Genomic DNA, 16,995 nt, shown 5'->3' with positions numbered 1-16,995 from the left:
GAACCGGCGCGACCGGCGTGCGGCGCGATGCGCACGCCGTATCGCGGGCGCATCGACGCGCCCGCTCGAACCGCGCCCGCCCGAACGATACTCAGGCCGGTTCGCAGCAGCGCTCGCGCGCGGCTGCTAGCGCCTGGCGGAACTCGACCAGTTCCGCGATCGTCAGCATGGGCAGCCCGTGCCGACGCGCGAAGTGCTCGACGTCGTCGCCGCGCGTCATCGTGCCGTCCGGATTCATCAGCTCGCACAGCACGCCGGCCGGCTTCAGGCCGGCGAGGATCGACAGATCGACCGTCCCTTCGGTGTGACCGCGCCGCGCCAGCACGCCGCCCGGTTGCGCACGCAACGGAAACACGTGGCCGGGCCGCACGATGTCGTACGGCTTCGCATCGTCGGCGATCGCCGCGCGAATGGTCGTCACGCGGTCGGCCGCGGACACGCCGGTATGCACGCCTTCGCGCGCCTCGATCGACACGGTGAACGCGGTGCCGTTGCGGCTCTCGTTGGTCTGCACCATCGGCGGCAGCTCGAGCGCGCGGACCTTGTCGTCGGTCAGGCACAGGCACACGATGCCGCTGCACTCGCGGATCAGCAGCGCCATCGTCTCGGGCGTGATGCGCTCGGCGGCGACGATCAGGTCGGCCTCGTTTTCGCGGTCGTGATCGTCCTGCAACACGACCGCGCGGCCCGCGCGCAACGCGTCGAGCGCGGCGGCGATGCGCGGCGGCACCGGTTCGGAATCGAGCAACGGGAGATCGGCAAAGGCGTCGGCGGGTGCCGACGAAACGGACATGAAGGACATGTGAAACGCTCCTCGCAATGATGATTTGGGCGAAAAACGTTTCAGGGCATTGCAAACAGACAGAACGACAACCCGCTTCGCACGCATGGCAAAGCGGCCCTGACGGACATGACTATCTGCACATCTTCTCTCATCCGGACTGTGACCGTCGGCTCTGGCATTCGACCAGATCTGCTGACCCCGCGCGGATGCGCGGGCGCTCGCGGGCTCGCCGGCTTTCGCCAGCCTACCGCCGGTGGGGAATTTCGCCCCGCCCTGAAGACGCACTGATTGCCGGCCGGGATCTACCCGTGACCGGCGGGCCAAGCATACATCAGCTGCGCGCACCGCGCAGCGCACTACACCTAAAACCTTACCGACGACGCTGTCTAACGGCATCGTCCGAACGGCCGGTATCCAGCCTTCGCGCCCGCCGCCAGCGGAACCCGCGCCGGCGGCGCGGCGCCCTCGCGCGCTCAGCCGGCCGCGTGCGCGGCGTCGGGCACGTGCCAGCGCGGCGGCACCTCGGGGCTCACCGTCACGCGGAACGCGCGCGCCTCGCTGTCGCCGGGATTGCGCAAGCTGTATGGCTGATCGGCATCGAACACGATCGCATCGCCGGTCGCGAGCAACTGTCGGCGATCGTGCACGCTGACTTCGAGCGTGCCCTCGCTGACGACCAGGTTGACCGTCGTGCCCGGCGCACGGCGCGTGCCGGGTTCCGTGTGCAGCGGCGCGATCCGCAGCTCGTGGAATTCGGCCGCGGCGGGCTCGCCTTCCGGATACAGCGCGCGCGCCGAGAAGCGGCCGTTCGAGCTGACGACGCGGGCCGCGCGCTCGGCCGCCAGGTGCTCGAAGCCGTTCACCGCATGGCGGCGCAGGAATGCGGCGACCGATACCTTCAGCGCCGCGGCGATCTTGCAGAGCACCTTGATCGACGGCACGCTGCGCGCGGATTCGATTTGCGCGAGCATCGCGCGCGACACACCGGACAGCCGCGCGAGCGCATCGAGCGACAACTGCCGCTCGGCCCGCAGGCGCGCGAGATTCACGCCGACGACCTGCTCGAGGACGTCGAGCGACGCGGACGTCCGCGCGTCGGCGGCATTGCCGGACTCGAAGGAAGACACGTCGCGCACCAGCGCCAGGGGTGAAGACATAGCATGGCCTCCGGGCCGCCGCGCGGCCCTGCGAATGGGGTAAGCCGGAATCGGGTTGCGCCACGAACGGCGCGTATCGAGACGCTATCACCGGGCCCCGACCCGGCAAACGAAGTTATCTTCACACCGTTATCAGCATCGCGGAGGAATGCGTTTCTCGCGAACCTTTGCGCGCCGTCATCGCGTCGGCGCCCCGCCGCCCGACGCGCCGCTCAATGCGCGGCCGGTGCCGCGCCGCGCGCCGGTGCGCGCGCATCGAGCCGCATCGCGAGCCACGTGACGACGAGCGCCGCGAACGTCACCGCGACGGCGACCCACGGCAACGCGTCGAGCGCGAAGCCGTGCGACAGCGCAAGGCCGCCGAGCCACGCGCCGCCCGCATTGCCGACGTTGAACGCGCCGATGTTCAGCGTCGACGCGAGATGCGGCGCGCTCGCGGCCTTTTCGACCACGCGCGCCTGCAGCGGCGGCACCGTCGCGAACGCGGCGATTCCCCAGACGAACACGGTCACCGCGGCCGCGACCGGCAGGTGGCTCGTCTTCGCGAACACGGCCATCACGGCCATCAGTGCGACCAGGATCGCGATCAGCGACGGCATCAGCTTGCGATCGGCCAGCCTGCCGCCGAGCGTATTGCCGACCGTCAGCCCCGCGCCGAACAGCACGAGGATCAATGCGACCGCACGCGGCGAATAGCCGGTGACGGTTTCGAGGATCGGCGCGATGTACGTGAACACGACGAATACGCCGCCGAAGCCGAGCACGGTCATCAGCAGCGCGAGCCATACCTGCGGCTCCTTCAGCACGCGCACTTCATGGCCGAGGCCGACGGGCCCGCTGTCGTGGCGGTTCGGCACCAGCAGCGCGACGCCGCCGAGCGACAGCACGCCGAGCGCGGCGACGATCCAGAACGACGCGCGCCAGCCGAGCAACTGGCCGACGAACGTGCCGAACGGCACGCCGAGCACGTTCGACAGCGTGAGGCCGGTGAACATCAGCGCGATCGCGCTCGCACGCTTGTCGGCCGGCACGAGCGACGCGGCGACCACCGCGCCGATCCCGAAGAACGAGCCGTGCGCGAACGACGTGACGACCCGCGCGACCATCAGCATCGCGTAGCCGGACGCGGTCGCGCACAGCACGTTGCCGACGATGAAGATCGCCATCAGCAACTGCAGCGCGGCCTTGCGCGGCATGCGGCTGGTCAGCACCGCGAGCAGCGGCGCGCCGACCGCGACGCCGAGCGCATAGCCGGTGACCAGCAGGCCGGCCGACGGCAGCGACACGGCGAGGTCGTGCGCGACTTCGGGCAGCAGTCCCATGATGATGAATTCGGTGGTGCCGATGGCGAAGGCGCTGATCGCAAGCGCCAGGAGCGGAATGGGCATGACGTTCTCCGAAAAGGCGGCGGACGCGCAAACCGGTCCGTACCGCACCGCACAAAAAGGCGGGATGTGCGCGCATTGTCCCGAATACGCCTATCTTTGATAATTGGCGTGGCCTTTGAACCATTTTCAAAAATTTCTGGAAAATCCGATGGATCGACTGGGCGACATCCGGCTGTTCGTGGAGGCGGCGGAACTGGGCAGCCTGTCGGCGGCGGGGCGCAAGCTGAACCTCACGCCGGCCGCCGCGAGCGCGCGCCTCGCGAAGCTGGAGGCGAAGATCGCGACGCGGCTGTTCGAACGCTCGACGCGGCAGCTGCGCCTCACCGACGAGGGCCGGCTCTACCTCAACTGCTGCCGGCAGGCGCTGCAGGCACTCGACGACGCGCACGCGCTGCTGCAGGAAGGCCGCAACGTGGTGGCCGGCAAGGTGCGGCTGTCGTCGACGTCCGATTTCGGCCGCAATCAGTTGCTCGACTGGCTCGACGAATTCACCACGCTGCATCCGGGCGTCACGTTCTCGCTGACCGCGTCCGATTCGTCGTCGAACCTGTGGCAGGACGAAATCGACCTCGCGATCCGCTTCGCCGCCCCACCCGACGGCGCGCTGATCGCACGCCGCCTCGCCGCGAACCGGCGCGTGCTGTGCGCGGCGCCGTCGTTCGTCGAGCGCCACGGCATGCCGGCCGACCCGCACGATCTGGCCCGCTTTCCCTGCAACGTGATCACGATCGCGTCGGGCCCGATGAACACGTGGCGCTTCAAGCGCGGCGACGAGGTGCAGACTCACACGGTCCCGGTGTCGACAGCGTTCGAAACCAACGACGGCGGCCTTACCCGCGAATGGACGCTGCGCGGCCACGGCATCGCCCTGAAGTCGCTGTGGGACATCGCCGACGACGTGCGCGCCGGCCGGCTGCGCGTGCTGCTGCCCGAGTGGCGCCATCAGGACGCGCCGCTGCACGCGCTCTATCACGGCAAACGCTACATGGCGCCGCGCGTGCGCGTGCTGCTCGACTTTCTCGCCGAACGCTTCGCGCGCGAGGAAGCGGCGCTCGACGACTTGCTGAACGCTTGCCGCTGACGGCTGCGTGGTCGCCATATCGGGGTCGGAGCGCCACGCTGGCGTCGCGCGGCTGCAACCCGCATGCCGCCCGGGACAGCGCGTAAAGCTATAATGGAAGGCTTTCCCGACGGCTTTTCAGGCGTTCGCGCGTATTCGCGACAGGCTCGCACGACGCGCACCGCGCACCCGGTCCGCCACGCGGCACCGGCACGAGCCGCTGCACCGGCAGCAGCCGTCCCGATTCACCCTTGACGACGCCCCCAGGTCAACCACTGCGAACGGCGAATCCCCATGACCAAGAAAGTTTACGTAAAGACCTTCGGCTGCCAGATGAACGAGTACGACTCGGACAAGATGGTGGACGTGCTCAATGCGGCCGAAGGCCTCGAGAAGACCGATACCCCGGAAGACGCGGACATCATCCTGTTCAACACGTGCTCGGTGCGTGAGAAGGCGCAGGAAAAGGTGTTCTCCGACCTCGGCCGCGTGCGCGAGCTGAAGGAAGCGAAGCCGGGCCTGCTGATCGGCGTCGGCGGCTGCGTCGCCAGCCAGGAAGGCGCGTCGATCGTGTCGCGCGCCCCGTACGTCGACCTCGTGTTCGGCCCGCAGACCTTGCACCGCCTGCCGCAGATGATCGACGCGCGCCGCGCAAGCGGCCGCGCGCAGGTCGACATCACGTTCCCCGAGATCGAGAAGTTCGACCATCTGCCGCCCGCGCGCGTCGAAGGGCCGAGCGCGTTCGTGTCGATCATGGAAGGCTGCTCGAAGTACTGCAGCTACTGCGTCGTGCCGTACACGCGCGGCGACGAAGTATCGCGTCCGCTCGACGACGTGCTGACCGAAGTGGCCGGCCTCGCCGATCAGGGCGTGCGCGAAGTCACGCTGCTCGGCCAGAACGTGAATGCGTATCGCGGCGCGCTGACGGCCGGTTCGACCGAGATCGCCGATTTCGCGACGCTGATCGAATACGTCGCCGACATCCCCGGCATCGAGCGGATCCGCTACACGACGTCGCACCCGAAGGAATTCACGCAGCGCCTGATCGACACCTACGCGAAGGTGCCCAAGCTCGTGAGCCACCTGCACCTGCCGGTCCAGCACGGCTCCGACCGCATCCTGATGGCGATGAAGCGCGGCTACACCGTGCTCGAATACAAGTCGGTGATCCGCAAGCTGCGCGCGATCCGCCCGGACCTGTCGCTGTCGACCGACATGATCGTCGGCTTCCCCGGCGAGACCGAGGAAGATTTCGACAAGATGATGGCGCTCGTGCACGAGATGAGCTACGACACCAGCTTCTCGTTCATCTACAGCCCGCGCCCCGGCACGCCGGCCGCGAACCTGCACGACGACACGCCGCGCGAGGTCAAGCTCAAACGCCTGCAACATCTGCAGGCGACCATCGAGGAAAACGTCGCGCGCATCAGCCAGTCGATGGTCGGGAAGGTCGAGCGGATCCTCGTCGAGGGGCCGTCGCGCAAGGATCCGAACGAACTGTCGGGCCGCACCGAGAACAACCGGGTCGTGAATTTCCCGGCGCCGCTCGCGTCGCACCCGCGCCTGATCGGCCAGATGATCGACGTGAAGATCAACCATGCGTACCCGCACTCGTTGCGCGGCGAGCTCGTGCTCGTGAGCGACGACGCGAGCGCCGCCACCCATTGACCGACTGACGCTCAACAGGAGCCCGACGCTACTTTGAAGACCGTCCAAGCACTGGAATTCACCGCGCCGCGCGACGACAACGCGCGCCTCGCCAACCTCTGCGGCCCGCTCGACGAGAACCTGCGGCAGATCGAACAGGCGCTCGACGTCACGCTCGCGCGGCGCGGCCACCGGATCACGATCCGCGGGCGCGGCGCGAAGCTCGCGCTCGCGGCGCTCGAGAACTTCTACAACCGCGCGCGCGATCCGCTGTCGGTCGACGATATCCAGCTTGCGCTGGTCGAAGTGCGCCACACGTCCGGCAACGGCCGCCAGGACGCGATCGACGTGCGCTTTCGCGGCGACCCCGACCATCCGTTCGACGAGCCCGTCGTGCAGCTCGACGCGGACATGCCGGACGAAGAGCCCGCGCCGAAGCTCTATACGCGGCGCGCCGACCTGCGCGGCCGCACGCCCGCGCAGCGCGAATACCTGAAGCAGATCCTGCAGCACGACGTGACGTTCGGCATCGGGCCGGCCGGCACCGGCAAGACCTACCTCGCGGTCGCGTGCGCGGTCGACGCACTGGAGCGCGACCAGGTCAAGCGGATCGTGCTGACGCGCCCGGCCGTCGAGGCCGGCGAGCGGCTCGGCTTCCTGCCGGGCGATCTCGCGCAGAAGGTCGACCCGTACCTGCGGCCGCTGTACGACGCGCTGTACGACCTGCTCGGCTTCGACAAGACCGCGAAGATGTTCGAGCGCCAGATGATCGAGATCGCGCCGCTCGCGTACATGCGCGGCCGCACGCTGAACCACGCGTTCATCATCCTCGACGAGGCGCAGAACACGACGCCCGAGCAGATGAAGATGTTCCTCACGCGTATCGGCTTCGGCTCGAAGGCCGTCGTCACCGGCGACACGAGCCAGGTCGACCTGCCGCGCGGGCACAAGAGCGGCCTCGTCGAGGCGCAGCAGGTGCTCGGTGGCGTGCGCGGCATCGCGCTCACGCGCTTCACGAGCGCCGATGTCGTGCGGCATCCGCTCGTCGCGCGCATCGTCGAGGCGTACGACGACTTCCACGCGCAGCACAAGGACGCATGACGAGCCGGCGGCGCCCGCGCGCCGCACCCGGCCGACGGCCCGGCCCGCCCGACGGCGCGCCGGGCTTTTTTTCGCCTGCGCGCGGCCGGTTCGAATTCGGGCGCGATCGGCCGTTTGGTGTATCCTCAACGCGTTCCAATCGCCGCACCCGTCATGAAATCTTCCCGTTCTCGCAAGTCCGGGCGCGACCAGTCCGCCGCGCCCGATTCCCCCCGTCTCTCGCTGTTCGATGCGAAGGGCAAGGCCCGCGCCGTCAACGCGCAAGGGCTTCGAATCGACTTCCCCGACGGCCGCAGCCTGATGTTCGACCTGTCGGGCAGTTCCGGCGAGGCGGCCGTCGCGATCGTCGCGCAGCACAACGATCCGGCGATGCGCGCAAAGCTCGCGCTGCAGCCCGAGCACTACGACAGCGTGACGCTGCACGTGGGTGCCGAACCCGCGCCGCGCGACGAGGAAATCGCGGAGATGGCGGACGAAGTGCGCGAGCTGGAGCTCGACCTGTCCGTGCAGTACGGCGACGAAATCACCGGCGACGTCCGCAAGACGTTGCCCAAGCGCAAGCTGATCGCCGAATGGATCGAGCCGGCGCTGTTCGCGAGCGCGCAGCTCACCGTGCGCTTCGTCGGCGAGGAAGAAGGCCGTACGCTGAACGCCGGCTACCGCCACAAGGACTACCCGACCAACGTGCTGACCTTCGCGTACGATCCGGCGCCGGACGGCACCGTGATCGGCGACCTCGTGCTGTGCTGCCCGGTCGTCGAGAAGGAAGCGCACGAACAGGGCAAGCCGCTCGCGGCCCACTACGCGCACCTGCTGGTGCACGGCGCGCTGCACGCGCAGGGCTACGATCACGAGACGAGCGACGAGGACGCCGCCGCGATGGAGGCGCTCGAAATCGACATCCTCGCTAAACTGGGCTTTCCGAACCCGTACCGGTAACAGTAAAGCCGTCCGCACCATGCACCATGCCGCGATGCTGCCGCCCGCCTACCCGCCGTCGATCGGCGAGGGACGGCTGCTGACGGAAGACGAGCTCGCCGCGTCGCTCGCGCACACGATGCGCGACTGGGACGGGCAGCAGGATCTCTGGCTGTTCGGCTATGGCTCGCTGATCTGGAACCCGGGGTTGCCGACCGTCGCCGCCGTGCGCGGCAAGGTGCACGGCTACCATCGCGGGCTCTACCTGTGGTCGCGCGTGAACCGCGGCACGCCCGAACGTCCGGGCCTCGTGCTCGCGCTCGATCGCGGCGGCTCGTGCGCCGGCATCGCATTCCGGCTCGCGGGCCCGACCGCGCGGCCGCATCTCGAGACGTTGTGGAAACGCGAAATGCCGATGGGCTCGTACCGGCCCGCGTGGCTGCCGTGCTCGCTCGAGACCGGCGAACGCGTGAACGCGCTTGCGTTCGTGATGCGCCGCGACGTGCCCACTTACACCGGCAAGCTGACGGACTCCGTCGTCAAGGAAGTGTTCAGCTGCGCGGCCGGCCGCTACGGCACGACACTCGACTACGTGAGCCGCACCGTCGACGCGTTGCGCGCGAGCGGCATCCCCGATCGCGCGCTGGAAGGGCTGCTCGCGCGATGCCGGTGAGGCTCGACTCGCGGGCCGCACCGCCCATGCATGCGAAGGAGGCACTGCACCCATGAAACCGTCACGCACATCGCGCATCACGCTCGCCGCACTGCTCGTCGCCGCGAGCGTCGCGCTGTCCGGCTGCGGCATCTTCGGCTGCGGCGGCGCCGCGACCAACGGCGCGGCAGCGGGCGGCTGTTCCGCCGGCATGCGCTTTTGAGGGTCCGAACGTCGGTTCAGCCCGTACGCGACGAAATGCCGCTGACGCCGACTGACCGGCCGGCCGGTCGCCGCGCGCATTTTTGCCGCCGCTGCCCCGCCGCCTCTTTCTGAGATAGGATGGAGACGACGGACCGCGCCGCGCCCGGCGCGGCCGTTCCCGAGCGGGGCTCGCGCGCCGCGTGCCCCTGGCCGGACGGCCGGTGTGACACGGCCGCGCCATGCCCTTGGTGTATCCTTGCCTACTCCGTGACCGCGCGCTCCGGCATGACCCGGGCGCACCACCATGAACGATTCGTATCCCAGTCGTAAGCTCACCGACAAACCGCAAGAAAAGCGCTCGCTGCTCGAGCGCCTGACCGACTTCATCTCGCCCGAGCCGGAATCCCGGACCGAGTTGCTGGAAATCCTCCAGGACGCCCACGAACGCAATCTGATCGACGCCGATTCGCTGTCGATGATCGAAGGCGTGTTCCAGGTGTCCGACCTGTGCGCGCGCGACATCATGGTGCCGCGCGCACAGATGGACGCGATCAACATCGCCGACAAGCCCGAAGATTTCATCCCGTTCGTCCTCGAGAAGGCGCACTCGCGCTACCCGGTGTACGAGGAGAACCGCGACAACGTGATCGGCGTGCTGCTCGCGAAGGACCTCTTGCGCTTCTATGCGGAAGAAGAATTCGACGTGCGCGGGATGCTGCGCCCCGCCGTGTTCATTCCCGAATCGAAGCGCCTGAACGTGCTGCTGCACGACTTCCGCGTGAACCGCAACCACCTTGCGATCGTCGTCGACGAATACGGCGGCGTCGCGGGCCTGATCACGATCGAGGACGTGCTCGAACAGATCGTCGGCGACATCGAGGACGAATACGACTTCGACGAGGAAGCCGGCAACATCATCTCGGGGCCGGACGGCCGCTACCGCGTGCGCGCGCTCACCGAGATCGAACAGTTCAACGAGACGTTCGGCACCGACTTCCCCGACGACGAGGTCGACACGATCGGCGGCCTGATCACCCATCACTTCGGCCGCGTGCCGCATCGCGGCGAGAAGCTGCAGCTCGGCAATCTCGTGTTCGAGATCCAGCGCGGCGATGCGCGCCAGGTCCACGTGCTGCTGGTGCGCCGCAATCCGCTCGCGAGCCGTCGCGCCGAAACCTCGCACGAAGACTGACCGTCTCGCGCCGGCCGCGTCTCCTTCAACCGCTCGCCCTCTTTCGCTTCACATGGACGATCCGATCCCGTCCCGCCCGGCTGGCGGCCTTTTCGCGCCGGCCCCCGGCCGCACGCTGCCGCGCTGGCACTATCCGGCCGCGCTGCTCGCCGGCGCGGCCAATACGCTCAGCTTCGCACCGACTCCGCACGGCGGCTGGCTGCAGCTCGCCGTATTCGTCTGGCTTTTCGCGCAGCTGACACGCACGTCGAGCTGGCGCGGCGCCGCGCTCACCGGCGGCGCGTTCGGCTTCGGCAACTTCATCACCGGCATCTGGTGGTTGTACATCAGCATGCATGTGTACGGCGAGATGGCCGCGCCGCTCGCGGGCGGCGCGCTGGTGTTGTTCTCGCTCTATCTGTCGCTGTACCCGGCGTTCTCGGCCGCGCTCTGGTCGTTCTGCGCGGGCCATGCATGGCATCGCCGCGAAGCCGATCCGCGGCCGTTCTCGCCGACCTGGCACGGTGCATTCGCGTTCGCGAGCGCATGGGCGCTCGGCGAATGGCTGCGCGGTACCGTCTTTACCGGCTTCCCGTGGCTCGCGAGCGGCTATCCGCAAGTCGACGGCCCGTTCGCGGGCTTCGCGCCGGTCGTCGGTGTCTACGGGATCGCGTGGGTGCTCGCGCTGTTCGCGGCGCTGGTCGTGCAGGCGCTCGTCGCCGCGCGCCGGTCGCCCGCATCCGGATCCGGCGGCGCCGGCACTGCACGCGTGCGCGTCGTCGCGCCGGCCGGCATCGCCGTCGCGCTCGTCTCGGCCGGCATCGGGCTGTCGCAGGCCACGTGGACCGTGCCCGCGAACGCGCCGCTCACAGTGCGGCTGTTGCAAGGCAACGTGAAGCAGGACATCAAGTTCGAACAGGAAGGCATCGACGCGGCGATCAAGATGTACACGCAGATGATCGTCGAGAAGCCCGCCGACCTGATCGTCACGCCCGAGACCGCGATCGCGGTGATGATCCAGGAGCTGCCCGAGCCGTTCGCCGTCGCGATCCGCAAGTTCAGCGACACGACGGGCTCGGCCGTGCTGTTCGGCGCGGTGGGGGCGTCGGTGACGCCGGACGGCCACTACGTCGATTACACGAACAGCCTCTACGGCGTGACGCCGCATTCGCGCGACATCTATCACTACGACAAGCATCATCTCGTGCCCTTCGGCGAATTCATCCCGTGGGGCTTCCGGTGGTTCGTCGACCTGATGAAGATGCCGCTCGGCGACTTCGCGCGCGGCGCGCCGGTGCAGAAGCCGTTCCTCGTGCACAACCAGCCGGTGATGGCCGACATCTGCTACGAGGACTTGTTCGGCGAGGAAATCGCCGCGACGATCCGCGACAACCCGCAGCCGCCCGGTGTGCTCGTCAACGTGACGAACCTCGCGTGGTTCGGCGACACGATCGCGCTCGACCAGCATCTGCAGATCGCGCGGATGCGCGCGCTCGAAACGGGGCGGCCGATGCTGCGCTCGACCAACACGGGGATGACGGCCGCGATCGACGCGCACGGCCGCCTGCTCGGCCAGTTGAAGCCGTTCACGGTCGGCTCGCTCGACGTGCGTATCGAAGGCACGAGCGGCTTCACGCCGTACGTGACGAGCGGCAACAACATCGTGCTTGCGGTGTCGTTGATCCTGCTTGCGTTCGGGTTCACGTTCGGGCCGGGGCTGCGGCGACGCGACGGCGCGAAAGCCGGCGACGACCGGAACGTGTAATACATCGGGCGGCCGCGGCGTGCCACGCGGCGGCCGCTCCGCCCCCCGCTACGCGTGCGCGGCCAGACCGCGCAAATCCCGCGCCACCGCGTCCATCACCGTCGCCCAATCCCCGAACGTCGGCTGCCGGTACAGCGTCGCGGTCGGATACCACGGGCTGTCGGTGCGCTCGAGCAGCCACGGCCAGTGCGGATTCACGTCGAGCAGCACCCACGTGCGCGCGCCGAGCGCGCCCGACAGGTGCGCAACCGACGTGCACACCGTGATCACCAGATCCAGCGCGCCGATGAACGCGGCCGTATCGTCGAAACTCTTCAGTTCGGCAGTGAAGTCCTCGATCGGGAAACCGGCCGCGCGCGCCGCGGCGACATCCGCGTCCGCGCCGGGCTGCAGCGAATGGAACGCGACGCCGTCGATACCGCGAAACGCATCGGCATAGCGTTCGAGCCCGACGCGCCGGAACGGATTGCGCTGGTGCTGCGCGCTGCCCGTCCACACGAGCCCGACCTTCAGCCGGCCGTCGCCCGCGAGCCGCGCCCGCCATGCGTCGCGCGCACGCGAATCGGCGTGCAGGTACGGCACCGACGCGCCGAGCGTCGACGTCTCCATCCCGAGCATCAGCGGCAGGCCGATGAGCGGCACTTCATAGTCGAAGGCAGGCAGCTCGTCGGCGCCGCCGCCCGCGCTGAACGCATCCGCGCATGAACCGAGGCTGCGCCGCATCAGCGTGCCCACTTGCGGGAACGTGTTCCACGCGAGCCGGCCGCCCTCGCGGTGCACGCGCTCGGCGAGCGGCGCGACGAAGCGCGCGAACTGCAGCACGTCGCCGAGCCCCTGCTCGCCCCAGACGAGCAGCGTCTTGCCCGCGAGCGGCTCGCCCTGCCAGCGCGGGCCGGGCAGCACCGGGCGGCGGCCGCGCAGCTCGCCTGCGCCGTCCCAGCGCGCCTCGTGGCCGCGCCATCCGGCCGCGTAGTTGCCGCGCACGAGCTGGATGATCGCGAGATTGAAACGAAACGACGCGTCGTCGGGCGCCAGCTCGCACGCACGCGCCGCGTAGCGCTCGGCGTCGTCCCAGCGCTGCGCCTCCTTCATCGCCATCGCGATGTTGTTCAACGCGAGCGCATTGTCGGGCGCGATCTCCGCGAGCCGCGCCGCGGCGGCCAGCGCGCCGTCGAGGTCGAGCGCCGCGAGCCGCGCGACGATCAGGTTGATCCATGCCTGCACGTCGTGCGGGTCGGCTTCCACGGCCGCTGCGAGCAGCGCGATTTCCTCGCGGCGATCGCCACCCGACAGCCGCAGCGCGATCGCCAGGTTGTTGCGCAGCGACGGCAAGCGCGGATCGAGCGCATAGGCGGCGCGGTACGGCGCGACGGCATCCGCGTGCCGGCCGAGCATCTGCAACGCGTAGCCGAGATTGAAACGGGCGCCGGCGTCCGCATGGATGCGTGCCGCGCACTCGGCCAGCGCAAGCGCGTCGGCCGTGCGCTGCCGCGCGACGAGCGTCACGGTAAGTTGCGAGAGCGCGGCCATGTCGACCGCGTGCAGATGGTCGGCGGCGGCGAGCCAGAGTGCGTGCGCGTCATGCTCGCCGCGCGCTTGCGCGTCGGCGGCCTGCCCCAGCAGCGCGAGCAGCGGCGGCATCAACGGAATGAGGAGGTCGTTCGAATCGTCCATGCGGCCCGGAGTGGAAAATCGGTCGCGCGGCAGGTGTCGCGCGCACCGCGATACGCGCATCTTAACGCCCGCGCGAGGCGGCGCGGCACGCGGCGCAACATGCGCATCGCCACGTCGCCCGCGCGAGCGCGCCGCGCATGCCGGCAACGCGTGCACGGCCTGCGCCCGGCTCGCCGGAACAGCGCCGGCGGCCCCTTCGTCCGCGTTCCGGCCGCATCCGCCCGCCGATCCGGTAAAATTGCACGTTTCAGCACACTAACAAGCCGCGCCGCCGCGCGAGCCGACCCTCCGGGCCCCGCCCGGAGCGCCGCCCGCAACGGAGCGCCAGCGCCACGAAGGCTCTTCATGCTTACGTTTCAGCAAATCATCCTGACGCTGCAGTCCTACTGGGACAAGCAGGGTTGCGCCCTGCTCCAGCCCATCGACATGGAAGTCGGCGCGGGCACGTCGCACGTTCACACGTTCCTGCGCGCGGTCGGCCCCGAGCCGTGGCGCGCCGCCTACGTGCAGCCGTCGCGCCGCCCGAAGGACGGCCGCTACGGCGAGAACCCGAACCGCCTGCAGCATTACTACCAGTACCAGGTCGTGCTCAAGCCGGCGCCTGAAAACATCCTCGACCTGTACCTCGGCTCGCTGGAAGCGCTCGGCTTCGACCTGAAGCAGAACGACGTGCGCTTCGTCGAGGACGACTGGGAGAACCCGACGCTCGGCGCGTGGGGCCTCGGCTGGGAGGTGTGGCTGAACGGGATGGAAGTCACGCAGTTCACGTATTTCCAGCAGGTCGGCGGCCTCGACTGCAAGCCGGTGCTCGGCGAGATCACGTACGGCCTCGAGCGCCTCGCGATGTATCTGCAGAAAGTCGAGAACGTGTACGACCTCGTATGGACCGAGTGGGAAGAGCAAGGCCCGAACGGCCCGGAGCTGCGCCGCCTGTCGTACGGCGACGTCTACCACCAGAACGAAGTCGAGCAATCGACCTACAACTTCGAGCATGCGAACGTCGACCTGCTGTTCACGTTCTTCAACAGCTACGAGGCGGAAGCGAAGAAGATGATCGACGCGCAGCTCGCGCTGCCCGCGTACGAGCTCGTGCTGAAGGCCGGCCACACGTTCAACCTGCTCGACGCGCGCGGCGCGATCTCGGTAACCGAGCGTGCGGCGTACATCGGCCGCATCCGCGCGCTGTCGCGTCTCGTCGCGCAGGCCTACTACGACTCGCGCGAGAAGCTCGGCTTCCCGATGCTCGGCAACCCGCCGGGCGTGCCGGGCCTCACCACCGACGCCCAGGATGCCGCCCAGCCGGCCTGGGCGCCGCCGCTCAAGGTCGAACGCAAGATCGATCAGGACTGACGAGACGAGATTTATTCCACACATGACGCACAATCATCCCGCCCCCCTGCTCGTCGAACTGCTGACCGAAGAGCTGCCGCCGAAGGCCCTCGCGCGCCTCGGCGACGCATTCGCCGAAGGTCTCGCGCAACGCCTCGCGGCGCGCGACCTCGTCGAAGGCGAACTCGTATTCGAACGTTACGCCACGCCGCGCCGCCTCGCGGTCGTCGTGCAGAACGTGCGCGCCGTCGCACCTGAAAAGCAGGTCCGCGAAAAGGTCCTGCCCGTGTCCGTCGCGCTCGACGCCGAAGGCAAGCCGACCGCCCCGCTCGCGAAGAAACTCGCGGCGCTCGGCCATCCGAACCTGACGATCGCCGATCTCGAGCGCGCGCAGGACGGCAAGGCCGAAGCGTTCTTCGTCAACTACTCGGCGGCCGGCGCGACCCTCGCCGACGGCCTGCAGGCCGCGCTCGACGAAACGCTCGAGAAGTTGCCGATCCCGAAGGTCATGACCTACCAGCGCCCGGACGGCACCGACGTCAAGTTCGTGCGCCCGGTGCATCGCCTGACGGTGCTGCACGACGATCGCATCGTGCCCGTCACCGCGTTCGGCGTCGATGCCGGCGACACCACGCTCGGCCACCGCTTCCTGTCCGACGGCCTCGTCGCGATCCAGCATGCGCGCGCGTATGCCGACACGCTGCGCGACAAGGGCCGCGTGATCGCGCACTTCGCCGATCGCCGCGAAACGATCCGCACGCAGCTGAACGAGCACGCGAACGGCGACACCGTCGTGATGCCCGAAGCGTTGCTCGACGAAGTGACGTCGCTGGTCGAATGGCCGGTCGTCTATCCGTGCCGCTTCGAGGACGAATTCCTGCAGGTTCCGCAGGAATGCCTGATCCTCACGATGCAGACGAACCAGAAATACTTCGCGCTGACCGACAGCGCCGGCAAGCTGCGCTCGCGCTTCCTGATCGTGTCGAACATCGAGACGAAGACGCCCGAGGAAATCGTCGAAGGCAACGAGCGCGTCGTGCGCCCGCGCCTGGCGGATGCGAAGTTCTTCTTCGAGCAGGACAAGAAGAAGCCGCTCGCCGAACGCGTGCCGCTGCTCGCGAACGTCGTCTATCACAACAAGCTCGGTTCGGCGCTCGCGCGCGTCGAGCGCCTCGAAGCGCTGGCCGGTGAGATCGCGCCCGCGATCGGCGCCGACGCCGCGCACGCGAAGCGCGCCGCGCGCCTCGCGAAGGCCGACCTGCTGACCGACATGGTCGGCGAGTTCCCGGAATTGCAGGGCACGATGGGCACGTACTACGCGCGCCACGACGGCGAGCCCGACGACGTCGCGCTCGCATGCGCCGAGCACTACCAGCCGCGTTTCTCCGGCGATGCGCTGCCGACCACGCCGGTGTCCACCGCCGTCGCGCTGGCCGACAAGCTCGAGACGATCGTCGGCATCTGGGGCATCGGCCTCGCGCCGACCGGCGAGAAAGATCCGTTCGCGCTGCGCCGTCACGCGCTCGGCGTGCTGCGCCTGCTCGTCGAGAAGCAACTGCCGCTCGATCTCGTGTCGCTGCTGCGCACGGCCCATGCGCGTTTCGAAGGCGTGCCGGGCGTCGCGGAATCGACCGACGCGATCTTCGCATTCTTCATGGATCGCCTGCGCGGCCTGCTGCGCGAACGCGGCTACACGGCCGGCGAAGTCGATGCGGTGCTGAGCCTGAACCCGACGCGCGTCGACGATCTCGTCGCGCGCCTCGACGCGGTGCGCGAATTCACGCGCCTCGCGGAAGCCGAAGCGCTCGCGGCCGCGAACAAGCGGATCTCCAACATCCTGAAGAAATCGGAAGGCGGCGCGAACGGCGCGGTGCAGCCGACGCTGCTCGTCGAGGCCGCCGAAAAGGCGCTGCACGAACAGCTCGCGGCCGTGACGCCGCACGTGCAGTCGCAGCTCGAGGCGCGGGCATACACGGGCGCGCTGTCGGCGCTCGCCGCGCTGCGCGCGCCGGTCGACACGTTCTTCAACGACGTGATGGTCAACGCCGAGGATCCCGCGCTGCGCGCGAACCGCCTTGCGCTGCTCGCCGCGCTGCATCAGCAGATGAACTGCGTCGCCGACATCTCGAAGCTCGCCGCATAAGG

Annotated in this window: 14 protein-coding genes and 1 riboswitch; of the genes, 10 read left to right on the top strand and 4 right to left on the bottom strand. The window is 68.9% G+C overall.

What is annotated here, in order from left to right:
* Window positions 1-91: 91 nt before the first annotated feature.
* From ribB to HW466_RS22040, 3 genes are all read right to left on the bottom strand, one after another.
* On the bottom strand, window positions 92-802 hold the full coding sequence (ribB, locus tag HW466_RS22050; protein WP_059447834.1) for a 3,4-dihydroxy-2-butanone-4-phosphate synthase: 711 nt from the start codon (window positions 800-802) through the stop codon (window positions 92-94).
* Window positions 803-920: 118 nt separating this feature from the next.
* A riboswitch (FMN riboswitch) is annotated at window positions 921-1,069 on the bottom strand.
* Between the two features lie 188 nt (window positions 1,070-1,257).
* The gene (locus tag HW466_RS22045) at window positions 1,258-1,941 is read right to left on the bottom strand and encodes a helix-turn-helix domain-containing protein (RefSeq protein WP_059506820.1); all 684 of its coding nucleotides are present in this window, start codon (window positions 1,939-1,941) and stop codon (window positions 1,258-1,260) included.
* A gap of 212 nt (window positions 1,942-2,153) precedes the next feature.
* Complete coding sequence (locus HW466_RS22040) at window positions 2,154-3,329, bottom strand: MFS transporter (RefSeq protein ID WP_059773122.1); 1,176 nt, start codon at window positions 3,327-3,329, stop codon at window positions 2,154-2,156.
* A 148-nt stretch (window positions 3,330-3,477) separates the two neighbouring features.
* On the opposite strand from HW466_RS22040, the gene HW466_RS22035 reads away from it, so the two are divergent.
* The 8 genes from HW466_RS22035 to lnt all read left to right on the top strand — a co-directional run bounded on the left by HW466_RS22035 (window position 3,478) and on the right by lnt (window position 11,847).
* Entirely contained in the window at window positions 3,478-4,410 is a 933-nt protein-coding gene (locus tag HW466_RS22035; RefSeq protein WP_059506822.1) for a LysR family transcriptional regulator, read from the top strand.
* Between the two features lie 273 nt (window positions 4,411-4,683).
* A complete protein-coding gene (miaB, locus tag HW466_RS22030) occupies window positions 4,684-6,057 on the top strand; it encodes a tRNA (N6-isopentenyl adenosine(37)-C2)-methylthiotransferase MiaB (RefSeq protein ID WP_151006242.1) in 1,374 nt (457 codons plus the stop codon).
* Between the two features lie 33 nt (window positions 6,058-6,090).
* Window positions 6,091-7,137, top strand: a complete 1,047-nt coding sequence (locus HW466_RS22025; protein ID WP_059447839.1) for a PhoH family protein — start codon at window positions 6,091-6,093, stop codon at window positions 7,135-7,137.
* A gap of 153 nt (window positions 7,138-7,290) precedes the next feature.
* A complete protein-coding gene (gene ybeY / locus HW466_RS22020) occupies window positions 7,291-8,076 on the top strand; it encodes an rRNA maturation RNase YbeY (RefSeq protein ID WP_059773177.1) in 786 nt (261 codons plus the stop codon).
* 19 nt (window positions 8,077-8,095) lie between these two features.
* Window positions 8,096-8,728 (top strand): gamma-glutamylcyclotransferase, encoded by a 633-nt coding sequence (locus tag HW466_RS22015; protein ID WP_151006960.1) that lies wholly within the window; start codon window positions 8,096-8,098, stop codon window positions 8,726-8,728.
* Window positions 8,729-8,780: 52 nt separating this feature from the next.
* Complete coding sequence (locus HW466_RS22010) at window positions 8,781-8,930, top strand: hypothetical protein (RefSeq protein ID WP_167358002.1); 150 nt, start codon at window positions 8,781-8,783, stop codon at window positions 8,928-8,930.
* 285 nt (window positions 8,931-9,215) lie between these two features.
* Entirely contained in the window at window positions 9,216-10,103 is an 888-nt protein-coding gene (locus HW466_RS22005) for an HlyC/CorC family transporter (protein WP_059447841.1), read from the top strand.
* Between the two features lie 52 nt (window positions 10,104-10,155).
* Window positions 10,156-11,847 carry an apolipoprotein N-acyltransferase gene (gene lnt / locus HW466_RS22000; RefSeq protein WP_174905864.1) on the top strand — a complete coding sequence of 564 codons (1,692 nt, stop codon included), beginning with the start codon at window positions 10,156-10,158 and terminating at the stop codon, window positions 11,845-11,847.
* Between the two features lie 48 nt (window positions 11,848-11,895).
* On the opposite strand, the gene HW466_RS21995 is transcribed toward lnt, so the two are convergent.
* Window positions 11,896-13,521: a tetratricopeptide repeat protein gene (locus tag HW466_RS21995; RefSeq protein WP_174905863.1), complete on the bottom strand. Its 1,626-nt coding sequence runs from the start codon at window positions 13,519-13,521 to the stop codon at window positions 11,896-11,898.
* A gap of 345 nt (window positions 13,522-13,866) precedes the next feature.
* Here HW466_RS21995 and glyQ point away from each other — a divergent pair, with 345 nt between their 5' ends.
* Both glyQ and glyS read left to right on the top strand, forming a co-directional pair.
* A complete protein-coding gene (gene glyQ, locus HW466_RS21990) occupies window positions 13,867-14,871 on the top strand; it encodes a glycine--tRNA ligase subunit alpha (protein WP_080294533.1) in 1,005 nt (334 codons plus the stop codon).
* Window positions 14,872-14,893: 22 nt separating this feature from the next.
* Window positions 14,894-16,993, top strand: coding sequence for a glycine--tRNA ligase subunit beta (gene glyS, locus HW466_RS21985; RefSeq protein ID WP_151006251.1), 2,100 nt, complete (start codon window positions 14,894-14,896; stop codon window positions 16,991-16,993).
* The last annotated feature ends 2 nt before the right edge of the window (window positions 16,994-16,995 follow it).

The organism is Burkholderia territorii, assembly GCF_902833055.1.
Lineage (GTDB): Bacteria > Pseudomonadota > Gammaproteobacteria > Burkholderiales > Burkholderiaceae > Burkholderia > Burkholderia territorii.
Note: the sequence above shows the minus strand (reverse complement) of the source record. Positions and strands in the feature narration are given on the sequence as shown.

Bases quoted from the DNA above. Each gene is read 5' to 3' on its own strand.
- HW466_RS22005 (WP_059447841.1), top strand. From the start codon at position 9,216: ATGAACGATTCGTATCCCAGTCGTAAGCTCACCGACAAACCGCAAGAA.
- HW466_RS21995 (WP_174905863.1), bottom strand. From the start codon at position 13,521: ATGGACGATTCGAACGACCTCCTCATTCCGTTGATGCCGCCGCTGCTC.
- miaB (WP_151006242.1), top strand. From the start codon at position 4,684: ATGACCAAGAAAGTTTACGTAAAGACCTTCGGCTGCCAGATGAACGAG.
- ybeY (WP_059773177.1), top strand. From the start codon at position 7,291: ATGAAATCTTCCCGTTCTCGCAAGTCCGGGCGCGACCAGTCCGCCGCG.
- lnt (WP_174905864.1), top strand. From the start codon at position 10,156: ATGGACGATCCGATCCCGTCCCGCCCGGCTGGCGGCCTTTTCGCGCCG.
- glyQ (WP_080294533.1), top strand. From the start codon at position 13,867: ATGCTTACGTTTCAGCAAATCATCCTGACGCTGCAGTCCTACTGGGAC.
- HW466_RS22045 (WP_059506820.1), bottom strand. From the start codon at position 1,941: ATGTCTTCACCCCTGGCGCTGGTGCGCGACGTGTCTTCCTTCGAGTCC.
- HW466_RS22010 (WP_167358002.1), top strand. From the start codon at position 8,781: ATGAAACCGTCACGCACATCGCGCATCACGCTCGCCGCACTGCTCGTC.
- HW466_RS22015 (WP_151006960.1), top strand. From the start codon at position 8,096: ATGCACCATGCCGCGATGCTGCCGCCCGCCTACCCGCCGTCGATCGGC.
- HW466_RS22040 (WP_059773122.1), bottom strand. From the start codon at position 3,329: ATGCCCATTCCGCTCCTGGCGCTTGCGATCAGCGCCTTCGCCATCGGC.
- glyS (WP_151006251.1), top strand. From the start codon at position 14,894: ATGACGCACAATCATCCCGCCCCCCTGCTCGTCGAACTGCTGACCGAA.
- HW466_RS22035 (WP_059506822.1), top strand. From the start codon at position 3,478: ATGGATCGACTGGGCGACATCCGGCTGTTCGTGGAGGCGGCGGAACTG.
- ribB (WP_059447834.1), bottom strand. From the start codon at position 802: ATGTCCTTCATGTCCGTTTCGTCGGCACCCGCCGACGCCTTTGCCGAT.